The 18,114-nt window shown below is 34.6% G+C and carries 20 protein-coding genes and 1 tRNA gene; 4 read left to right on the top strand and 17 right to left on the bottom strand.

From position 1 onward, the window contains the following. Positions 1 to 31 precede the first annotated feature (31 nt). Positions 32 to 946 carry a class A beta-lactamase gene (bla, locus tag BR52_RS10845; RefSeq protein WP_034572608.1) on the top strand — a complete coding sequence of 305 codons (915 nt, stop codon included), beginning with the start codon at positions 32 to 34 and terminating at the stop codon, positions 944 to 946. Positions 947 to 1,017: 71 nt separating this feature from the next. On the opposite strand, the gene BR52_RS10850 is transcribed toward bla, so the two are convergent. The 3 genes from BR52_RS10850 to BR52_RS10860 all read right to left on the bottom strand — a co-directional run bounded on the left by BR52_RS10850 (position 1,018) and on the right by BR52_RS10860 (position 2,286). Further along, the gene (locus tag BR52_RS10850) at positions 1,018 to 1,287 is read right to left on the bottom strand and encodes a hypothetical protein (protein WP_034572611.1); all 270 of its coding nucleotides are present in this window, start codon (positions 1,285 to 1,287) and stop codon (positions 1,018 to 1,020) included. Positions 1,288 to 1,483: 196 nt separating this feature from the next. After that, positions 1,484 to 1,556, bottom strand: a tRNA-Lys gene (locus BR52_RS10855). A 145-nt stretch (positions 1,557 to 1,701) separates the two neighbouring features. Then, positions 1,702 to 2,286, bottom strand: a complete 585-nt coding sequence (locus BR52_RS10860; protein ID WP_034572614.1) for a recombinase family protein — start codon at positions 2,284 to 2,286, stop codon at positions 1,702 to 1,704. A 213-nt stretch (positions 2,287 to 2,499) separates the two neighbouring features. Between BR52_RS10860 and BR52_RS10865 the strand changes: the two genes are divergently transcribed. Beyond that, the gene (locus BR52_RS10865) at positions 2,500 to 4,005 is read left to right on the top strand and encodes a helix-turn-helix domain-containing protein (protein WP_034572616.1); all 1,506 of its coding nucleotides are present in this window, start codon (positions 2,500 to 2,502) and stop codon (positions 4,003 to 4,005) included. A gap of 43 nt (positions 4,006 to 4,048) precedes the next feature. Here BR52_RS10865 and BR52_RS10870 read toward each other — a convergent pair whose 3' ends face one another. From BR52_RS10870 to BR52_RS10935, 14 genes are all read right to left on the bottom strand, one after another. Continuing rightward, positions 4,049 to 7,099 carry a hypothetical protein gene (locus BR52_RS10870; protein ID WP_034572618.1) on the bottom strand — a complete coding sequence of 1,017 codons (3,051 nt, stop codon included), beginning with the start codon at positions 7,097 to 7,099 and terminating at the stop codon, positions 4,049 to 4,051. After that, the gene (locus BR52_RS10875) at positions 7,096 to 7,407 is read right to left on the bottom strand and encodes a hypothetical protein (RefSeq protein ID WP_034572621.1); all 312 of its coding nucleotides are present in this window, start codon (positions 7,405 to 7,407) and stop codon (positions 7,096 to 7,098) included. The genes BR52_RS10870 and BR52_RS10875 overlap by 4 nt, the downstream gene beginning before the upstream one ends. Positions 7,408 to 7,416: 9 nt before the next feature. After that, positions 7,417 to 8,367: a DUF3324 domain-containing protein gene (locus BR52_RS10880; RefSeq protein ID WP_236707161.1), complete on the bottom strand. Its 951-nt coding sequence runs from the start codon at positions 8,365 to 8,367 to the stop codon at positions 7,417 to 7,419. After that, positions 8,343 to 8,537: a DUF916 domain-containing protein gene (locus BR52_RS10885; protein WP_034572626.1), complete on the bottom strand. Its 195-nt coding sequence runs from the start codon at positions 8,535 to 8,537 to the stop codon at positions 8,343 to 8,345. The genes BR52_RS10880 and BR52_RS10885 overlap by 25 nt, the downstream gene beginning before the upstream one ends. A 42-nt stretch (positions 8,538 to 8,579) precedes the next feature. Further along, on the bottom strand, positions 8,580 to 9,401 hold the full coding sequence (locus BR52_RS10890; RefSeq protein ID WP_034572628.1) for a WxL domain-containing protein: 822 nt from the start codon (positions 9,399 to 9,401) through the stop codon (positions 8,580 to 8,582). A 24-nt stretch (positions 9,402 to 9,425) separates the two neighbouring features. After that, positions 9,426 to 10,601: a WxLIP family cell surface protein gene (locus BR52_RS10895; protein ID WP_236707160.1), complete on the bottom strand. Its 1,176-nt coding sequence runs from the start codon at positions 10,599 to 10,601 to the stop codon at positions 9,426 to 9,428. A gap of 136 nt (positions 10,602 to 10,737) precedes the next feature. Beyond that, positions 10,738 to 11,550 carry a WxL domain-containing protein gene (locus BR52_RS10900; RefSeq protein ID WP_034572631.1) on the bottom strand — a complete coding sequence of 271 codons (813 nt, stop codon included), beginning with the start codon at positions 11,548 to 11,550 and terminating at the stop codon, positions 10,738 to 10,740. Between the two features lie 61 nt (positions 11,551 to 11,611). After that, positions 11,612 to 12,439: a WxL domain-containing protein gene (locus BR52_RS10905; protein ID WP_034572634.1), complete on the bottom strand. Its 828-nt coding sequence runs from the start codon at positions 12,437 to 12,439 to the stop codon at positions 11,612 to 11,614. A gap of 35 nt (positions 12,440 to 12,474) precedes the next feature. Then, positions 12,475 to 13,203, bottom strand: a complete 729-nt coding sequence (locus BR52_RS10910) for a WxL domain-containing protein (protein WP_034572637.1) — start codon at positions 13,201 to 13,203, stop codon at positions 12,475 to 12,477. A 9-nt stretch (positions 13,204 to 13,212) separates the two neighbouring features. Then, positions 13,213 to 14,010 (bottom strand): WxL domain-containing protein, encoded by a 798-nt coding sequence (locus BR52_RS10915; protein WP_051915713.1) that lies wholly within the window; start codon positions 14,008 to 14,010, stop codon positions 13,213 to 13,215. Between the two features lie 41 nt (positions 14,011 to 14,051). Next, complete coding sequence (locus BR52_RS10920) at positions 14,052 to 14,798, bottom strand: WxL domain-containing protein (protein WP_051915714.1); 747 nt, start codon at positions 14,796 to 14,798, stop codon at positions 14,052 to 14,054. A gap of 36 nt (positions 14,799 to 14,834) precedes the next feature. Beyond that, positions 14,835 to 15,599 (bottom strand): WxL domain-containing protein, encoded by a 765-nt coding sequence (locus BR52_RS10925; RefSeq protein ID WP_051915715.1) that lies wholly within the window; start codon positions 15,597 to 15,599, stop codon positions 14,835 to 14,837. Between the two features lie 35 nt (positions 15,600 to 15,634). Continuing rightward, positions 15,635 to 15,964, bottom strand: coding sequence for an LPXTG cell wall anchor domain-containing protein (locus BR52_RS10930; RefSeq protein ID WP_034572640.1), 330 nt, complete (start codon positions 15,962 to 15,964; stop codon positions 15,635 to 15,637). Positions 15,965 to 16,084: 120 nt separating this feature from the next. Further along, the gene (locus BR52_RS10935) at positions 16,085 to 16,288 is read right to left on the bottom strand and encodes a hypothetical protein (RefSeq protein ID WP_034572643.1); all 204 of its coding nucleotides are present in this window, start codon (positions 16,286 to 16,288) and stop codon (positions 16,085 to 16,087) included. Between the two features lie 398 nt (positions 16,289 to 16,686). Between BR52_RS10935 and BR52_RS10940 the strand changes: the two genes are divergently transcribed. Beyond that, positions 16,687 to 17,295, top strand: a complete 609-nt coding sequence (locus tag BR52_RS10940) for a recombinase family protein (RefSeq protein ID WP_051915716.1) — start codon at positions 16,687 to 16,689, stop codon at positions 17,293 to 17,295. Next, a complete protein-coding gene (locus BR52_RS10945; RefSeq protein ID WP_034572646.1) occupies positions 17,285 to 18,100 on the top strand; it encodes an AcpB/EbpR/MafR family transcriptional regulator in 816 nt (271 codons plus the stop codon). Before BR52_RS10940 ends, BR52_RS10945 begins: the two co-directional genes overlap by 11 nt. Positions 18,101 to 18,114: the final 14 nt, after the last annotated feature.

An 18,114-nucleotide genomic window follows, 5' to 3' on the forward strand; every position in this document is an offset into this window, starting at 1 on the left:
AAAATCAGACAAAGCTTAAAAGGAGGAAAAAATGAAAAATAGAAAGTACGTAAGTTTGCTAGTCATAACGCTGGGGGTTGCGTTGGTTGTCGGAGCCGGAGCTATTTTAAAACCTAGTAAAGATGTGGCCAAAACAAAAATAGACACTAAGTTACAAAAAAAGGATGCTTCTCTCAATTTTGAAAAATTAGAAAAAAAGTATGATGCTACGTTGGGCGTTTATGGATTAGATACTGAAACGAATAAAGTAGTCGCTTATAACGAAGATCAACGCTTTGCCTTTGCATCGACCTATAAAGCTTTAGCAGGAGGGTTAGTATTAAATGAATCCTCTTGGGATGAATTAAATCAAACCATTATGATTAAAAAAGAAGATTTAGTCACTTATTCTCCAATCACAGAAAAATATGTAGATATCGGAATGCCCTTAAAAGAATTAATTAGTGCAGCAATTCAATACAGTGATAACACCGCTGGAAATTTCCTCTTTAAACAGCTTGGTGGCCCTAAAGGGTTTCAAACGAAGCTAGCAGAACTGGGCGATTACACCACTGATTCTTCACGCTTTGAGACCGAATTGAATGAAGCTACCCCAGGTGATATCAGAGATACTAGTACACCAAAAGAAATTGCGCTAGACTTAAAAAAATTAGCTATTGATCACAAACTTCCAACAGACAAACTAGAATTTTATAAAAAACAGCTGATAGAAAATACTACTGGAAGTAAGCTAATTCGTGCCGGTATTCCATCAGATGTTATCGTAGGCGATAAATCAGGAGCTGGTTCATACGGGACTCGTAATGATATTGCTGTGTTGTATCCGCCCAATAGAAAGCCTATCGTTTTGGTTATTTTTTCAAATAAAGAACAACAAGAAAGTGACTATAATGATGAATTAATTGCTGAAACGGCTAAAATTGTTAGTGATGATTTCAATTTATAGATAGCTAAAACAGGAACCGCAAAAAAGACAAGCTCTGTTGAATTAATAAATTCAACAGAGCTTGTCTTTTTTTAATTAGCTGAGTAAAGTATTACTTTCCCATTAAATTCATGTGCAATTTCGTTTTTTGTTCCAGTCACCTTTCCTTTGCTTTTAAGATCTAATGTAGCAAAATAAAAAGTAATGGTTTGGTCTTCTTTTAAAATCATTGTAAAATAAAAGATTATTTTTTCTTCATTAGAAACGATAAATACTGGTGAAAATTGAACGGCTTCTATACCGATACCTTCAGCTAAATTTAAAAAATCAAATGTCGTTAATGTCGTTCCCTCCTGCTCCATTCATAAACTCTCCTCTCTCGTTAAAACTAAATTATCTATTCGATTACTTTATCAAGATCTACAAAAACGATTTATTTACAGGTTAATCCTATTCGTCTTTAGTAACTAGTAAATTAAGTTAGACATAAAAAGGCGCATAAACATTGGGTGTGTCCTTCATTCCAATGTTTATGCGTCTTGTAGGAAAATTAAATTATGGGCTGTGGGGGGTTCGAACCCTCGACCCGCTGATTAAGAGTCAGCTGCTCTACCAACTGAGCTAACAGCCCGAAAAAAACTTGTCTTATAAAACTAATTTTAACACCATTTTATCCATTTCGCAAACTTTTTTCTGATAGTTCTATTATTTTATACAATTATCCTATCTCTATTTTTTAATCAAGTTTTTTCTGTTTAAAGCCACTTATTTTTAAATTAGTTCACTAACAATTTCTTTTTTTTCCTTGAAATGGAGTTTTTTTTGCAATGCGTATAAATCGTTTGTTTGGACAATTGACACTCTTCTGAAATCTCATCAATACTTAATGAGGTAAATTGGTAAAGATTTAAGGCCTGATTAATCTTCTCGAATTGAACAGGTCTGCCTAATGTCACTCCTTTTTCTTTAGCTGCTGAAAGACCTGCTAAAATTCGTTCTCGAATCAAATCTGCCTCCATCTCAGCAAAAGCACTCATGATAGTAAACATTAATTTTCCCATTGGTGTTGAAGTATCAATATTGTTTTCAATACTAACAAAGTTGATCTTTTTTTCTTCAAACATCTCCATCAACGTCAATAACTGCTTGGTTCCACGCGCCAATCGATCCAACTTAAAAATGACAAACGTATCTCCTGGCTGCAGTATTTTTAATGCTTTATTTAATTCGCTTCGTTCTCTTTTTCGACCACTTTCATATTCTTGAAACATTTTATCAACACCATATTTTTCTAATGCACTTTGCTGCGAATCGAATTTTTGATGCTGAGTACTCACTCTCATATAACCAATAACTGCCATCTTTATTTCCCAACTCCTAATCACTTTTTAATTTTTCTGATATCCATATATTAGCACTATTCTATTTTCAAAACTTATCCAAAAAGAATATGGAATAGGTCAAAAATGTAAAAAAGTAGTTTTCGTGCCAACTCTCGTATTGAAAAAAAAAATTCAGTACTGTATGCTCTAAGCTGACAAATAGTTATTTAAAAATGAAGAGAGGCACAGTAAATGATTCCCTTATTTGACAAAGGAAACAAAAGTAGATTTTTGCTATTCAAACACCTTTTATATAAAAATCGTTCTTGCTCATTGATTGAGCTTTCCCATAATACCGCAATCTCAAAAAATTCAGTTTTAAAACATATCGATCAAATTCAACTTGACCTAAACACCTTCTACCCTTCAAATGAACTTGCTATCCTAAAAAGTAAGGAAGGCTTTCATCTGTTAAACAAGACACAGCTTCCCACTAATTTTTTAGTGGATCAAATCAAATTATTTTATTTGCAAAAGTCATTGAAATATCAAGTGCTCGAGGAGTTGATTATTCATGGCGCTCCTTCTGTAGAGGCGCTAAGTATAAATCTATATATTAGCGTCCCAAATACGTATAAGAAGTTGAAAGAACTTGAGCCCATTCTTAAAGATTTTCATTTAACCATAAAATTTGGGGCTAAACTAACGAGCAACTTAATTGGTACTGAAAAGGATATCCGTTCCTTTATTTTTTATTTTTTTTGGAACGCCTATAAAGGAATTGAACCTTTTCGTGAGTGCAATGAAATCGCCACAACTCATTTAAATCTGAATTCTTCTAAGTTTATTTTAGAAAAACATTCAGCTCTTAACCGAATGACTTCTCTTATCACCTTATGTTCATGGCGCATTAAAGACAAGCAAGCCTTAATTGATTTAGATCCCGAAATACAGATGATTTTCGAACAATTTTCACTCGTAAATGATGTTTCCTCTGATTTGGACGAAAATATTCCTACCCTTGATCCAAACCATCTAAAAAAAGAAAAGCTCTACTTCAATTACCTTGCACGACTTCATGTTGGCAATCTTGATTCTCCTCAGCAAAAGAGACAAATAGCTTTGTACCTTTTAGAACTTGATGCAAAGCTAATTAAATTAAGTAAAGAGTTACTTGAACAATTTATTGAGTATTTTAAATTGAATCTTACACTAGATGAGCGTTTATTTTACTTTTATTATATTGTCTCTCTTCAGCTCTATATTTTTTACATTGGAATTTATCCAGAAAAATTAATGATGACGCCAATTGCAATACCCGATACTTTAAAAGAAGACGACTATGTAAGTAGTATTAGTCAAGAAATCAAGAGATTTTGCAAGAAATTTTTACAAACAAATTCCTTTAAAAAAGAATTTTCTATTGATTCTCATTTGGCTCCAGTGGCTCATTCAATGTTCTATTTTTTATTAGAATTTCAACATTCTTTTAAATTAAAACTCTATATTCAATACTCTAAAAAAAATTACGGTGAAGAGTTGATTGAAGCAAAAATCTTTCAAATCTTTTCAAGAGACCATTTGACCATCACATCGGATAGTAATAACGCTGATTTTATTATTTCAGATAGCTATGAAAATAATAACTGTGAAACTCCACTTTTTTATTTAGAGGATATCTTCAATCCGCAAATCTGGGAAGTTTTAATTAGCCAAATTCAGCAATTGCTTTTTCTTAAATCGTTTAATAAACAATAAAAAAACACGCCAAACGATAAATTGTTTGACGTGTTTTCCTATTTTATGGTGCATTTTCCAAGGTGTAGGAAATAGCTCCTGTGTAATCATCCGCATAAATACCCGGATCGACTTTTAACTGTAATCCTTCTTCAAGATTGGAATCAAAAGAGACTTTAGTCAACTGACTTACAGTATCTGACTGCTTGTAAATGACTTCTTCACTCTTATTTAAAACAATCTCATTTTTATCTTTAGTTCTAAAGATAAAGTTACCTGGTAATTTGTGTTTTGACGAAGTTAGTTCAGTAACAACACTAGCTTTTATTTCCCATGGTTTTCGATCTGCTTTATTTCTTGTATCTGAAATTTCAAAGAATAGGTTGTTATTCGGTCCTTTACCATCATCAATTAGTTTTGGTTTATAGACTTGGGTATTGGAATTAATTGTTAGCTCTCCAAATCCAACTGTAGAAGCAAATTTTGTAAAGTTAATATTTCCATTAAAAATATAATCAACAACTGTTCCGCTTCGTTCAAATAATCCACTTTCGTTCGCAGGGGGGGTCGCTAAATCATATCCTTTATCTTCAATTTCTTCAATAATCCATATCACATCAATTTCTGACATTAAATCGTAATGATCATTGATTTTTCCAATTAATTCGTATGGCTCATAACCTACTATCGGTTGTCGATCACCATCTAAAAAGTTTACCGTTACAGTAGACAGAGCCGGAACAATATCAATCTGTTTCACTGGTTTTTCTGCTGCTGGAAGTTCGAAGTTTTCTTTGACAACATCCCCTGAAGTTCCTTTAATCGTTGCTTCGAAGGTTAATTGTTGATCTATTAAATCTTCTGAATCAATCACTTGTCCTGCAAAATGGAGATTCAATGTTTCCCCTGCTACAAAACTTGTTGGAAATTGTGCTTCTAATTGATTTAACGCAGCATTGAAACTGATGGTTCCCTTTGTTCCATCTTGCTTTGTAATGCTTAAATCTTTGAGCTTACTTCCATCAATCATTGTAGAATCAAGTGGGACTCTAATGGTCGAATCAATCAGCTGTGAATATTGAGTTGTCATGTTCATTGCTAAATCAAAGGTGAAGTCTTCTCCCGGTGAAAGGTTGGTTCTTTCTTCACCATCTGTTTTTACTGAAATCGTTGAATCAAATTTAGGTTTTGGTGCTTTAAACCTAAAGATCTTAGAATAGGTTGACGTATTTACCCCTTTAGCACTTGATAGATAAACTCGAACCGTATGATCCCCTGGTGCAACTAACGAAACTGGAATTTCAAAATCTTGTGCTAATCCAACTTCTTCTAATGATTTATAAGAAACAGGATAGTTTTGATAAGCCCCACCATCAATACTATATTTGATCGTATTCGTACTCGTACCATCTTCATAATTACGCCAAGACCCTTTGATCACACCACCGGTATCGCCAGTAGTATAATAGGAATCGCCTTCCTCTAAATGCAGTTTAGGGAGACTTGATACAGCTTCTGTAGCATAGGCCCATGAATTTGATATCGATTCGCCAACCGCTAAGTCTTTAGGATTCCATTTCATACTGATTGTTGTATTTGTATTAGTTGATGTATCCTCTTTAATTTGAGTGTTTGGAGCAATGGCATCTCGTTCATCTCCTGCTGAATACAAATCTGTTGGGTTTTTAAAGCCCTTCATAAATTTTGTAATGTCTCGATTCCCATCTCTTGATCTAAAGGATTCTGACCAAGCAGCCCATGAATCGGGTCCATCTTCTCGGTAATTAGGGTAAATTTCAGCTCGGTGTCCACCAGCTGTTGCTGTTCCAAAAATCCCTTTATTATTTCCCATATATTTTATCGTACCCGCTGTTTTCGTTCCAATACTACCTAAATCATTCGTTATCTTTGCTGTTTTAAACTCAGGTGTATAATTAAACCCTGTCATCAAACCAGGAATGGTACTATCCCCAATATTCGTATACGTGTAAATAACATTCACAACATCTGTTTCAAGGTTAGGAATATAAGCAACCGTTACATGAAATTTATATGTGTCAATCGTTACATCATAAGCAAACTTACGACCAATATCCTCTGTTTTTTTATATACCTTAAAGGTGTTTATATCAACATTGCTCACTTTCGACTCATCCGAAGGATAACCAATGTCTGTTTTTGGACCTACGGAAATTTCCTGTAATGTATTGATGTCATTGTTAACTGCCACTACAAGTCCTAAGGATTTAAAATCAGTCTCTCCATGCATAGTCACACTTTCAGCACTATTTACAGTTGGATTTTTACCAAGATAACCACTAACCGTACTAGGTACATACCAAGCGATCGTATTCGTCTTAGATTCATCTCGTGAATGATACTGTATTGCAGGTACATCCACTCTAAACGCTCGAATCTGTTCCTCTAGAGTTGGTATTTTTGATGAATTGTTTCTTCCACCACCTGGATTTAAGCTTGTCATTAATACCCCTTTAGGCAATAGGGTTGAACTGAATACTTCACTTTTTTGTTGGAATAACCATGAACCAAAGGTATTCGAAGAAATATCCCCCCAACCTGTCAGATCATCAAGTCGATTTAAGGACAACATCTGTGGTGCTTCTGCAAAGGTTGTCAGTTCTTCGTTTTGTACTGACTCTGCTTCTTCAAATTCTGTCTCACTTTTTTCGATTGCATTCACTTCAAATGGAACAGATTTTTGTTTTTCAACAGTTGAAATTACCTTCACTTGATATTTGCCCACAGAGTTAGCCTTCAAACTAAATGTAATAGCTTCCCCTGCTGTTTGCTCTAAGGTTAACTGTCTTGTCTTTTCAGAATAAGTAATCCCAGTTATTTCTTTTTCAGGTGTAACCCAGTCAAGCTCTTTTGGAAGCTCAATTACATATTTCCCAACATCTAGGTGACTAATTGTTGCATTAAAAGGCTCCTCGATTAGCACTTCTTTTACTTCCTCATTTTGATTCTTCATTGCAATCGTCACAACAGGTGCTTGAGATTGAGCTAGAATCGACTTGACTGGTAACTCCATAACTTGTTGACCTAGCAGTAGCAACGCCACTAATGCAACTGGAAAAAGAACACGTTTTTTCATTTTTTAACCTCCTTTTTACGTTTTTTTCTACGCTTTTTAGATTTGAATAATATAATAACCAACACCATCAATTGACACATCATCAAAAAGAAAATTGCCATCATAAGTAAAAAGAGTGCATGTACCTCATTTAATTGGCTACTCATTCCAATAATCAATACTGTGAAAAGAAAGCCAATCATCAAAACACCGACTGTTACTAATGAATGAGAGAAAATCTTTTTAGCTTTGATAAAAAGATAAAAACCACTAAATAAAAAGCTAAAAAGTAAACCAAAGATAAAGTAGATAACTGCTAGTGAATTCATGAAACATAATCACTCCTTTCTCTTAATGTTTGATGTCATTTTTGAATTAGCAGATGCTGCTTTTTTTCGTTTTTTTCGTTTCAGTTCCTGCCTTTTTTTAATCTTTTTTTTCTTATCTATTTGAATTTTAGCAATGATTATCGCCATCAATACAATCAGTATTCCTAACAAACCTATTACGACATATAGCCACCAACTGATTGGATTTTCAGTTAGATCTATCGCTTGACGATTGATTTCTTTTGCTTCTTTTCTAGTAATTGTAAACTCTTTTTCGAATTCCCACTTTTTGGTCAATTCTTTGGGTTCCCCATCAATCCCATGATTTTTTATGGATGCCTTGATTGTATAATTTCCTGCCCGCAATGGTTGGTTTTTCCAATCAATGCCGTAATCAAAATTAGAATTAGGGGCCATTTTAAGGCCTTTTTTAGTTAAGTTAATTAAACTTTTCTGGCTTCCTTTTCGATAAATCGTTGTTTCTATTTCAATATCTCGCATCAATGTCATAGTAGGATTTTGTAAATTGATCGTCACTCCCGTATGTCCATTAATAGAAGCAGCTTTAATTTTTGTTTGATCCATTTTAATCTCTGGAATCACTACATCATCGGTTTCACGTAATTGAATACCAAGAGAATAAGCAAATTTATTTTTAATTTGCACACCTTTATCTGAAGTGGTTTCTTTTTTTGTTGTTTCTTGTTCTGTAAAACGAACGCCACCTAAAACAATGCCTTGAAATTGCTTCTCTGGCATTGTCACCTGCATTTTATAAGGCAGCTCTGATTGTGCTGGAATCTTAATTTCTTTTTCACTCATAATCAAACTTGGTAAAGGCATTTTTAAGGAAGAATCGTATCGAATTTGGTTTACATCTATTTTTTTTTCTGATGCGTGTTTATTGTAGCTCTTTGCTGCTGCTTTTGCTTTTTCTAAATTCCAGCTGTAATCAAGAATTCCATTTTCAAATCAAAATAGGTTTGATTTTTATCTAGTTGATTTTCTGGATGGATGGGCCGAATTGAGAACCCTAATCCTTGTTCTTGTGCGTCTCCTATTAATGGAACGCTACATAAAGCAAGTAAAATCACGAGTATCTGAATCCAATTTTTAATGCTTTTGTTCACTCTATTTCCCCCTAATAATGGTTTTCTTGATTAAGCTAGTCTTTATTTTGGTGCTGCTGTTAACTCCCATGTTAAGTCAGATGTGTACTGAACATTTTTTTCTGCCCCTGCAGATGGAGGAACCGTTAAGATGACATTGGTATTTAACGTATCTTTCGTCCATACTACTGGCGTGTCACTACTTAACGTTCCACTATAAAACTGATTAAAAACCATTCTGGTTCCTGCTGCTCCATGACCTTCGAGTGCTGTGATAATATCTTTAGATGGTGCTGGATTTGCTCCCGTTCCCGTAGTCCCAATCACAATATCTCCATCTGCTTCATGAGTATCATAGAGTCCATCAATTACTAGTAGACCTGAATCTGATTCAGCAGTATTATAAACCTGCTTGCCCATTTCAAAAGTAATCGTTGCATTTTTTAAAATCTTTTGATTCGTTTCAGGGGTATTTCCTACAAATGGACTAGCTGATACACTTACTGTCCATCCTGCTTTTGAACCACGAGCATCTTCCACTGCTAAAATGCTAGGCATATATTTTGGATTTTTTTTCTCAATATCTTTTTTATCGTAAAACAACATACTTTTTGCAAAATAAGTTTCTTTTTTTGTTGAGATTTTTTTTTCCCCAAAATCAAAAGATGGTGCATAAGTAATCGCAAGTGAACCCGTTGGTTTTTCTCCTTCTGGTTGAGGGACAATTAACTCACCATCTGCATCATCTGGTCGAACGATATCTCCCGTAACTTCACCTTCTGAAAAACGTACTTTACTATCTGTTACTGGTGCTGCTATGACAGCCATTTCAGGAGTTAATATCATACCAATTGCGATTAATCCTACCATTCTTTTTAACTTCATTTTACTTCCCCCTACTGCTATATCTTACTCATCTACTTTTTTAGATTTTCTTTTTTTACTAGATGCTGCTGCTTTTTGTTGTTGCGCGCGTCTTCTTTTGCGTGCTCGTGCTTCTTCTCTTCGTTTTGCTTCTTTTTTCTTATCGATATAACGTTTAATCAAGTATAAAATCAAGAGTAATAGGAATGCGATTCCTAAACCAATTAAGACATATACCCACCAAGGAGTTGGAGTTACTTCTAATTCAACAGCTTCTTTATTTAAGACCTCTGCTTCTTTTTTAGTAATCGTAAACTCTTCATCCCAAGACCAGTCTTTATTGTAATCTTCTGAATGGGCAGTTACTTTTGCACGGTATTTTCCTGCTTTAAATTCTTGATTTTCCCAACTCACTCCATAATTGAAGTTTGAATTTGGCGCCATCTTTAAGCTTTCTTGCTTTGATTCATGTAAAACTTCTTGACTGCCTTTTTTATAAATTTTTGCATCAACTGTTAAATTACGAATATAAACAGGCTCAGTATTTTGAAGATTAATTCCTAGTACATTACGGTAGTTGACTTGCTTAGGTTTAATTTTTGTTTTGTCTAATTTCATGTCCGCTACTAATTCGCTAATGTCTTCTTTTTCTCTTAACTGAATCCCCATTACATAAACGTATTTGTTTTTTATTTGAACGCCACCATCACCTGAATTTTTCTGATTAGGGTCTTCTTTTTGCTGTAAGTAAATTCCGCCAGCAACGACTCCTTCGATGGGTTCATTTGGCATTTTCACATGAACTTTGACAATTTTATCTGATTTAGCTGGTACAACAGTTTCCTTTTCAATAACAGCAATTTGTGATAGTGGTACTTTTAAAGTTGAGTCGGTTTTTGGTTTACTAAAGCTATAATCAACCACTCCATTGTCATTTGTAACAGCAGAATTGGCTGAGGCAATCATTGTCAAATCTTTATCCGTCGAATTTCGTAATACGACTTCTAATTCTTGTTCTTGACCTGGCTTCATTAGTAAATCAAAATACGATTGATCTTTATTGATTTGGTTATCTGGTAAATTGGCTGAGATAGAAATACTCGTAGGTTCGGATTGACTTGAACCCGATTCCCCATCGGCAACTGCCCGTTTAGGTTGTATGCTAAAACTTGAACTGATTATCGCTAAAGCGATCATTACAATTGATATTTTATTTTTCACTGTCTTGTCTCCTTGTCTTGTATTGATACTTTTATGAAACGGGCCACTTATTATATAACACAAGATTTCCGTCTGAATACGTATAAAGAATGGACAAAATAATGCTGTCCATTCTTCTTTTTATTTTAACAAGTGTTTATGCTTCTGGTGTTAAGCTCAAAGCCCATGTCACAGTTGCTTCATAAGTTTGAACAGCTTTAACAGTTGATCCTGGTACATTTAATTGAACGTTATCAAAGGTATCTGTTTCAGCGTATACTTTATCACCTGTGTAAGCACTGTCCATTACATAAGAAGTCAGTGCATTACCTGTTCCATTTTTAGCAGATAAAAGCTCTTGTGCTGTTGAAGATAAGATAACTTCTTTTTTCCAATTTAAACCATCAACACTCGGTAAAGTTACAAGTCCAGAACCATCTGTTGCAGAATCTGCTGCGACTACGCTGTTATAAACTTTTCCCCCACCAATTTTGATTGTTGCCCCCGTCAATTCTGCTTTGTCTGCTCCGATAAAATTAGACATTGATACATTTAATGCCCATTTGGCATCTGCATTTGAACGACCTGATGTATCTGAAATTTGAACTAGTGGTGCCTTTAAAACCGTTCCTTTTTCTGGTGCAACTTTTTCAAATTTCGTCACTTTTGCAGAATAGTCTTTTGTTTTAGTTGTTAATTCTTGATTTCCAAAATTAAATTTAGGTGTGCTTACGATCATCACTTGTCCTTTTCCACCAGGTTCATTTGTTTCTGGATCCGGTACTACTACTAAAGGTGGTTTTGTATCTGGAATCGTTACGTTATTATCTCCTTCACTTGGAATATATTTTACACTTGCTTTTGGTGCAGCAGGTGTTCCTACAGTTGTATCTGTTGCTAATGCTGGTGCTGCTACGCTTAATAATGTTGCGGTTGTGATTCCTACTACTGCTAATTTAGTTAATTTCATGATGGTTCCCCCAAAATTTCTTTTTTATTTTTATCTCTTTTTTAATTGTTAATTATTCGTATTAAGCGTCTGGAGTTGCTGCAATTGTCCAAGTTAAGTCAGCAACATAGTTGTAATCTTTGTTCTTTTTAGCTGATGCTGGAACAGATAATTGAATGCCTTCATTAGTTCCTTGTGTATCTGTTGGTTTTGGAACTTCCGTGCCGTCTTTTGTGAAGAATGCTGACCATTGACCGCCACCTTTACCAGCACTTGCAGCTAGAATTGGGTGTCCAGCGTCGCCATCTATTGCTTCAACTGTTACAGCTTTAGAAACTGGTTTCAATGCATCTTCAACACCTGAGTTTGTTTGAACAAATGCTGTACTGAAAAGTAATTGTGCTCCTACTAAACCTTCCGTTCCCTCTGGTGCTGCTTCACCTGTTTGTGTGAAAGCTTTAAATTCAGTTGATTTAGCTGTTAACGTCCAGCCTTTATAATCTCCACTACGCTCATCTGTAATTTGTACATAAGTTGGATAATATTTCACATCCGTAAAATCACCTGTTGAGTCATTTTTAAAGTTTACTTTTACGTCTTTAACTGGGTTGATAACAGTTTTACCTGCAATTGACATTGTTCCAAAGTCTAAATTTGGCGCTTGGTCAATACGTAAAAATCCTGCTCCACCTGGATTTGCTGGATCTGGTTTTACCACTGTTCCGCCGTCTTCGCCACTACCATTATCACCTGGATCTGTTGGAGTTGTTTCACCGCCACCTTCTTGGAAGTTTACTGCTCCTTTTGAAGTTGCTGGTGCTCCTACTTCACTTGCTGCCAATGCTGGAACTGTTGAGCCTAATACTGTTGTTGCCATTAATCCTACTACTGCTAATTTTGTTAATTTCATGATTTATTTCCCCTATTCTTTTCTTTTTTAGTGTTTTAAATTTCTGGTGTTGCTACAATTGTCCATGTTAATTCAGCTTCATAGCTGACATCTTTATTTTTTTTAATTTCCCCTGGAATTTTCAAGGTAACTGCGTTGTTCTCAGTTGCAGTTGCATCTGATATTTCTCCAAAAAGCGTATTCCAACTTCCAATGCCTTCATTTTCTTTTGCAGAAGTAACTGTCACAAAACCAGCATCTTCTGCTGTTGATAATGTTACCTTCTTAAAGATTGATGGAGCTACTCTGTTAGCTTCTTGCTCGATTGATAAATCAGCTGCTTGCGTTGCTGTCAGTGCTAATTCTGCTCCTTCTAATAAGCTACCATTCAGTTTATTGGCATCTGTAAGAGGGACATTCGCTTCATCTAATTGAGTGAATTGACGTGTTTGTTGAACTTGTAACTGCCAGCCCGCTCCATTTCCACGGTTATCAATCGTTTGAACATTTAATGGCAAGTATTTTCCATTCTTTTCATCTTCTGCTGAATAAACTGAATTAATTGTTACTGTATCTCCTTTGGTTGGAGTTGTTCCGAAGTTAATTTTAGAAACCTTATTAATTCGTAATGTTCCTAAAGTTGCATCTTCATCATCGTAATCAAAATTCACATATCCATTAGACTTAGCTGGTTGGCCAACTTCTTCTACTGCCAATGCAGAAGTTCCTAAAAAAACGGTTGAGAAAAGTAGCGTTCCGATTAAACTTAACATTGTTTTTTTCATATTCGGTTCCTACCTTCCCGTTTCGTCTGCAGAGGGTTCACTCATTAGCAGCCAAGTCAATTCAGTCGTATATTTACCATCTTTTACTTTAGCAGTGGTCCCTGGTACAGATAGGGTAATCGCTGTATTTTTTTCTCCTGCTGGTGCTGCGGATAATTCGTCACCTAATAAATTGTCTGTTAGTCCCATTCCTTCGCCCTTAGCAGCATTTACTAGCGGATGGTAATTTTCATCTAGCCCCAACTCAACCTTTTTATTCAATCCTGTAGGAACAATATTTCCAACTGATTTTGCGACTGATTTCGTTGCAGTTAAGCTTAAAATAGCCCCTGTTAATTCCGATGTTCCTGCTGAATTGGTTTTTCCATCTACTTCATGGAACCCATTGCTTTTAACAAACAAACCCCAACCTGCATTTGTTGCGCGATTGTCCTTAATTTGGATGTAAGAGGGTAAGTGTTTTCCAGCTTCTACGACGCCTTCTTTATCATAAGAAACGTCTTGTGCACGATACAGTGCATGATAAACTTTATCATCCCCAGAGATAACTTGCTCACCAAAATCAATATGCGAAATGCGATTAATACTTAATGGACCACTGTTGTTTGGATTATCTGGATCTATGTCTTCCAATTTAAAGCGAATTTCACCTTCTGATTTTGCTTTAGCTGCTTCTTTTTCCGTTAATTCTGAGGTATCTTTTGACGGAATATTTCCCTCACGATTAGCTTCGTCTGCTAATGCAACGGAGCTTCCTAAAATACTAGAGCTTAAAATACCAACCAATACTAATTTTTTTAAGTTCATTTTTCCACTTCTTTCTTACTTAAGTACTCTGACTTAGTAGTTTATTTTGTTGTTGCTGTTATTGGATCGTTCATTAATAACCATGTGATAGATGTTGTATATTTGGCATCTTTTGCTTTAGTTGATGAACCTGGTACAAATAATGAAATAGCTTTGTTTGTCACTGTTCCATTTGTATTTTTTTCACCCATCAATACATCAACAGTTCCCATTCCTTTACCATCTGTTGCCGTTACTAATGATTGATACTCATTTGTTAACGTCACGCCATTTTCTTTAAGAAATTGATCGGGTAATGTACTTGGTTGATTATTTGAAACAGTTGCCCCTTGAACAGAAGTAACATTGAATGTTAAATCAGCTGCTTTCAACTCAGTTTGAGCAGCGTCATTTGTTTTAAATCCATCATTTTTAATGAAAAGTTGCCAACCTTTATTGGTTCCACGATTATCTTCTACTTGCACATAAGCAGGCATATTTTCTCCAATAACATTTCCATCAACATCATATTCTTTATCTAAATCACGATAATTTGCATAATATGTGGTGTCATTCCCGGAGATTAGTTGTTCACCAAAATCAATGGCAGAAATTCGTTTAATCATAAGTGGTCCACTGTTATTTGGGTTTTCTGGATCAACTGGTTTTTGTTTAAAGAAGATATCTGCTTGTGATTGTTCTGTTGCAGCTTCATTAGGTTTAAGTGTTGATTCTGCAAATGCAGGAACCGCTAGCGCAAAACTGGATGAAACAACTAACCCCATTAAACTAATTTTTGTTAATTTCATTTTCTTTCCCCCTAAGTTTGAATAGTTCTAACTTTTTTAGTTACCTGGCGTATCACTCAATAGCCAGACAAGTGTTGTTGTATAACTTTCTTGATTGATTTTAAGATTTGCAGGAACGGTTACTTGAACCCCTTCAGTATTATCTGCATTCTTTAAAAATCCAGTCGTCCATGTGCCAATTCCTTGACCAACTTGATTTTCATTTTCCCCTTTAGCAGACATAAGTGTTGAGAATTCACCTTCACCTGTGTTTATTACAACAAGGTCAACGTTTGAACGCGTGCTTGGTTTCGCTGCAGCATCTACTTGACCATTTTTAGAACTTGCAGTTGCATTGTTTAGTGTAAGAAACGCACCCTTTAATTCTGAACCTGATGCAGATCTTAAAGCACTTTGTTGTTTCACTTGAAGCGTCCAACCTGAAGCTGTTCCGCGATTATCGGTTACTTGAATATAGTTTGGTACTTCTTTTTTAATTCCCGTTTCTTTAACGGTTACAAAATCTGGAAGAGCGTAATAGATTCTTTCTGCTCCTGAGACTTTTTGTTTCGCAAATGAAATGGAGGATGCATAATCAATGCTTAACGGTCCTTTTTCTCCTGTACCTGGCTTATCCTCAATCTCATCCTTTGGTTCTGACGGATCGATTGGTTTTGTCATTTCATCATTTTTGATGTACGAAAGATCTACATTTGAGTCAACTTGACTATTTGTTTCAGCGGCTAATGCATGTGGCACTAACACACTCAAACCTAATAATGCTACTATTCCCAACAAACTTTTTTTGATAACTACTTTCATTTCCTTCCACCTTTCTATCTAAATCGGATATAGTTTTACATTCTTGATTTTGATTCATTCTCATCTCTTTTTTTGATTGCTATATAATAAGCAATCAACATTAAAAATAACCCTGCTAACAGAGAACCACGATTAACAGACTCACTTGTTTGTGGCAACTTCCCTTGGATAGGTGGGTCTATTAATGGAATGTTAATGTCTGAATCATCATTAGGTTGAGGAAAATTGGGTGGCTCGTATTCTTCTCCTTCAAAGGTAATTCCTACCTCTGATTCCGTTGAGCTTTCCGCCTTTACTTCATCCGTTAATATAAAACTAAAAGAAAGTAAGAGAGTAACAACAAATAGGTTTATAAGTCTTTTCATTTGTTTTCTCCTTTCTTTTTGATTTTCTTAATGAATTACTAGCCTCAATCTTTTTTACTTATTTTCAGCAATCAGACTAGTCTCATCTCACCCCCCTTCAATCACTCTTGTTCCTATGCTTTACAAAGAAATCAGCAACGCCTCTTGAAATTCCTCAATAAGTTCAATTTTTTTCAATTTAAAAAAGGACTTTTCAATTGATTCTTTAACGGTTGATTCATTAAATGACGTTGGAAAAATCAACATTTTGTTAATTAAACGATTATCTTCTGTTCGAAAACAAACATTATAGACCGTGACATCTGACCAGTAATCTTCATTCATTTTTTACTCACTATCCCTTCATTTTATTTCGTTCGTTATTCCATTTTGTGTTAACTCCATATTTGATAGGTAAATACTAGTCTAGAAAACATATGATAATTAGAAAATCAAGTAAAACGAAAAAAAAGATTTCCAAAAAAATAAGAAATCCTTTAGTATAGGCATTTTAAAAAAATAAAAAATTTTATATATCTAGTTATTTTATTGGTCAAAAAATCATAAGTTTATTATAGATATATATCAAAGTCAATAGTAAAAAAGCGCGCTTTATTTAATAACAGAAAACGAACATATTTCACATCATTTTTTTAATCATCTTTCAACAATCTAGTTTCATAGCAAAAACAAAATAATCTTTATACACAGAATTTAGGTTTATTATGAAAGGAGCCACACAGATGGCAATAATTGGCTATATGCGAGTAAGCACACATCAACAAAAGTTTGATTCTCAGCAAAAAGCGCTTGAATTATACGGTGTCGATAAAATATACAAAGAATATGAAAGCGGCCGAAAAATTGCGCGTGCTGAATTGAATAAAGCATTAGCCTCGTTAAAACCAGGCGATACTTTCGTCATCTTCAAATTAGATCGCCTTGCAAGAGGAACAAAACAGTTACTAAACTTATTAGAAGAATTCGAAAAAAATAATATTAATTTTATCAGCATTCAAAATAATATTGATACTTCCACTCCAATGGGTCGTTTTTTCTTTACCATTATGAGTGCCTTTGCAGAGATGGAAGCTGATTTGATTCGAGAACGGGTATTGGCTGGCTTAGATGCTGCTAAATTAAATGGAAAACAATTAGGTCGTCCACCTCGGACCAAGGAACTTGAAAAAGCATTACACCTTTACCACACTTCGGATTTATCTGTCGCTAAAATTGCTAAAATCTGCAATGTTTCGACTGCGACTATTTACAATCATTTAAAAAAAGAAGGTATTTCTAGAAATAAGAAAACTCTTGAATCACGAAAGGATAAAAATATAAATGTTACCTAATCTCGCTAACTTAGATAAAATTGCCTATCGAAAAATTGAAATTTTAAAATTATTAGCCGCTCAAAATCTTCCTTGCTCAGCGAGTGTTTTAAGTACAAAACTGAATATTAGCGGAAAAACCTTACTAAATTATTTATCCGACTTAGAACCTTATTTAGCTAACTATAGACAACACATTCGACTTATTAAAACGAAAGAGGGCTATTATTTATCGAAAAAGAATTCTTTTTCGATGAACACTCTTTATTATGACATTGAAAAAGAAACACTATTTTATTCCTTTTTTTCGTACAATTTTCATTACCAAAATGAAACGATCGATTCTTATGCAAAAAAACAATTTGTGAGTTACAGTTACCTATATCGTCACATTCGCTTAATGAATCAATTGTTGAAACCTTTCAAAATATCTTACAACCTTTCTCCTTTAAAATTAAATGGTTCAGAAGTACGAATTCGTTTTTTTGCATTTTTGTATTATTTTCATACTTGTAATGGTATTGCTTGGCCATTTCATCTCGTTTCTGCTCAAAAGTATGAGCCACTCATTGGGCAGTTGGAACAACTAACTTTTCAAAAGCTGTCATTAATTCAAAAAGAGAAACTTCGCTATTGGCTGGCTATTTGTGAAACAAGGTATATCTTAGAGGATTACATTGATTATCGAGAAACGCTCTATCAAAAGGTTGCAGAACATCATCCTCTTTTTTCAGTTCTCCAGCCTTTAATCGATAATTTTCTAAACAAATTTACTATTCCTAATGAAACAAATGAGAGCTATTTTTTATTATCCAAAATATCTTAAAAATCCCAACTGAT

The sequence above is a fragment of the Carnobacterium divergens DSM 20623 genome (assembly GCF_000744255.1).
Lineage (GTDB): Bacteria > Bacillota > Bacilli > Lactobacillales > Carnobacteriaceae > Carnobacterium > Carnobacterium divergens.

What these genes read in the sequence shown, in the direction of transcription:
- BR52_RS10900 (WP_034572631.1), bottom strand. Translation starts at nt 11,550, where the DNA reads ATGAAATTAACTAAATTAGCAGTAGTAGGAATCACAACCGCAACATTA.
- BR52_RS10870 (WP_034572618.1), bottom strand. Translation starts at nt 7,099, where the DNA reads ATGAAAAAACGTGTTCTTTTTCCAGTTGCATTAGTGGCGTTGCTACTG.
- BR52_RS10910 (WP_034572637.1), bottom strand. Translation starts at nt 13,203, where the DNA reads ATGAAAAAAACAATGTTAAGTTTAATCGGAACGCTACTTTTCTCAACC.
- BR52_RS10930 (WP_034572640.1), bottom strand. Translation starts at nt 15,964, where the DNA reads ATGAAAAGACTTATAAACCTATTTGTTGTTACTCTCTTACTTTCTTTT.
- BR52_RS10940 (WP_051915716.1), top strand. Translation starts at nt 16,687, where the DNA reads ATGGCAATAATTGGCTATATGCGAGTAAGCACACATCAACAAAAGTTT.
- BR52_RS10865 (WP_034572616.1), top strand. Translation starts at nt 2,500, where the DNA reads ATGATTCCCTTATTTGACAAAGGAAACAAAAGTAGATTTTTGCTATTC.
- bla (WP_034572608.1), top strand. Translation starts at nt 32, where the DNA reads ATGAAAAATAGAAAGTACGTAAGTTTGCTAGTCATAACGCTGGGGGTT.
- BR52_RS10905 (WP_034572634.1), bottom strand. Translation starts at nt 12,439, where the DNA reads ATGAAATTAACAAAATTAGCAGTAGTAGGATTAATGGCAACAACAGTA.
- BR52_RS10890 (WP_034572628.1), bottom strand. Translation starts at nt 9,401, where the DNA reads ATGAAGTTAAAAAGAATGGTAGGATTAATCGCAATTGGTATGATATTA.
- BR52_RS10915 (WP_051915713.1), bottom strand. Translation starts at nt 14,010, where the DNA reads ATGAACTTAAAAAAATTAGTATTGGTTGGTATTTTAAGCTCTAGTATT.
- BR52_RS10850 (WP_034572611.1), bottom strand. Translation starts at nt 1,287, where the DNA reads ATGGAGCAGGAGGGAACGACATTAACGACATTTGATTTTTTAAATTTA.
- BR52_RS10935 (WP_034572643.1), bottom strand. Translation starts at nt 16,288, where the DNA reads ATGAATGAAGATTACTGGTCAGATGTCACGGTCTATAATGTTTGTTTT.
- BR52_RS10875 (WP_034572621.1), bottom strand. Translation starts at nt 7,407, where the DNA reads ATGAATTCACTAGCAGTTATCTACTTTATCTTTGGTTTACTTTTTAGC.
- BR52_RS10920 (WP_051915714.1), bottom strand. Translation starts at nt 14,798, where the DNA reads ATGAAATTAACAAAAATTAGTTTAATGGGGTTAGTTGTTTCATCCAGT.
- BR52_RS10945 (WP_034572646.1), top strand. Translation starts at nt 17,285, where the DNA reads ATGTTACCTAATCTCGCTAACTTAGATAAAATTGCCTATCGAAAAATT.
- BR52_RS10925 (WP_051915715.1), bottom strand. Translation starts at nt 15,599, where the DNA reads ATGAAAGTAGTTATCAAAAAAAGTTTGTTGGGAATAGTAGCATTATTA.
- BR52_RS10860 (WP_034572614.1), bottom strand. Translation starts at nt 2,286, where the DNA reads ATGGCAGTTATTGGTTATATGAGAGTGAGTACTCAGCATCAAAAATTC.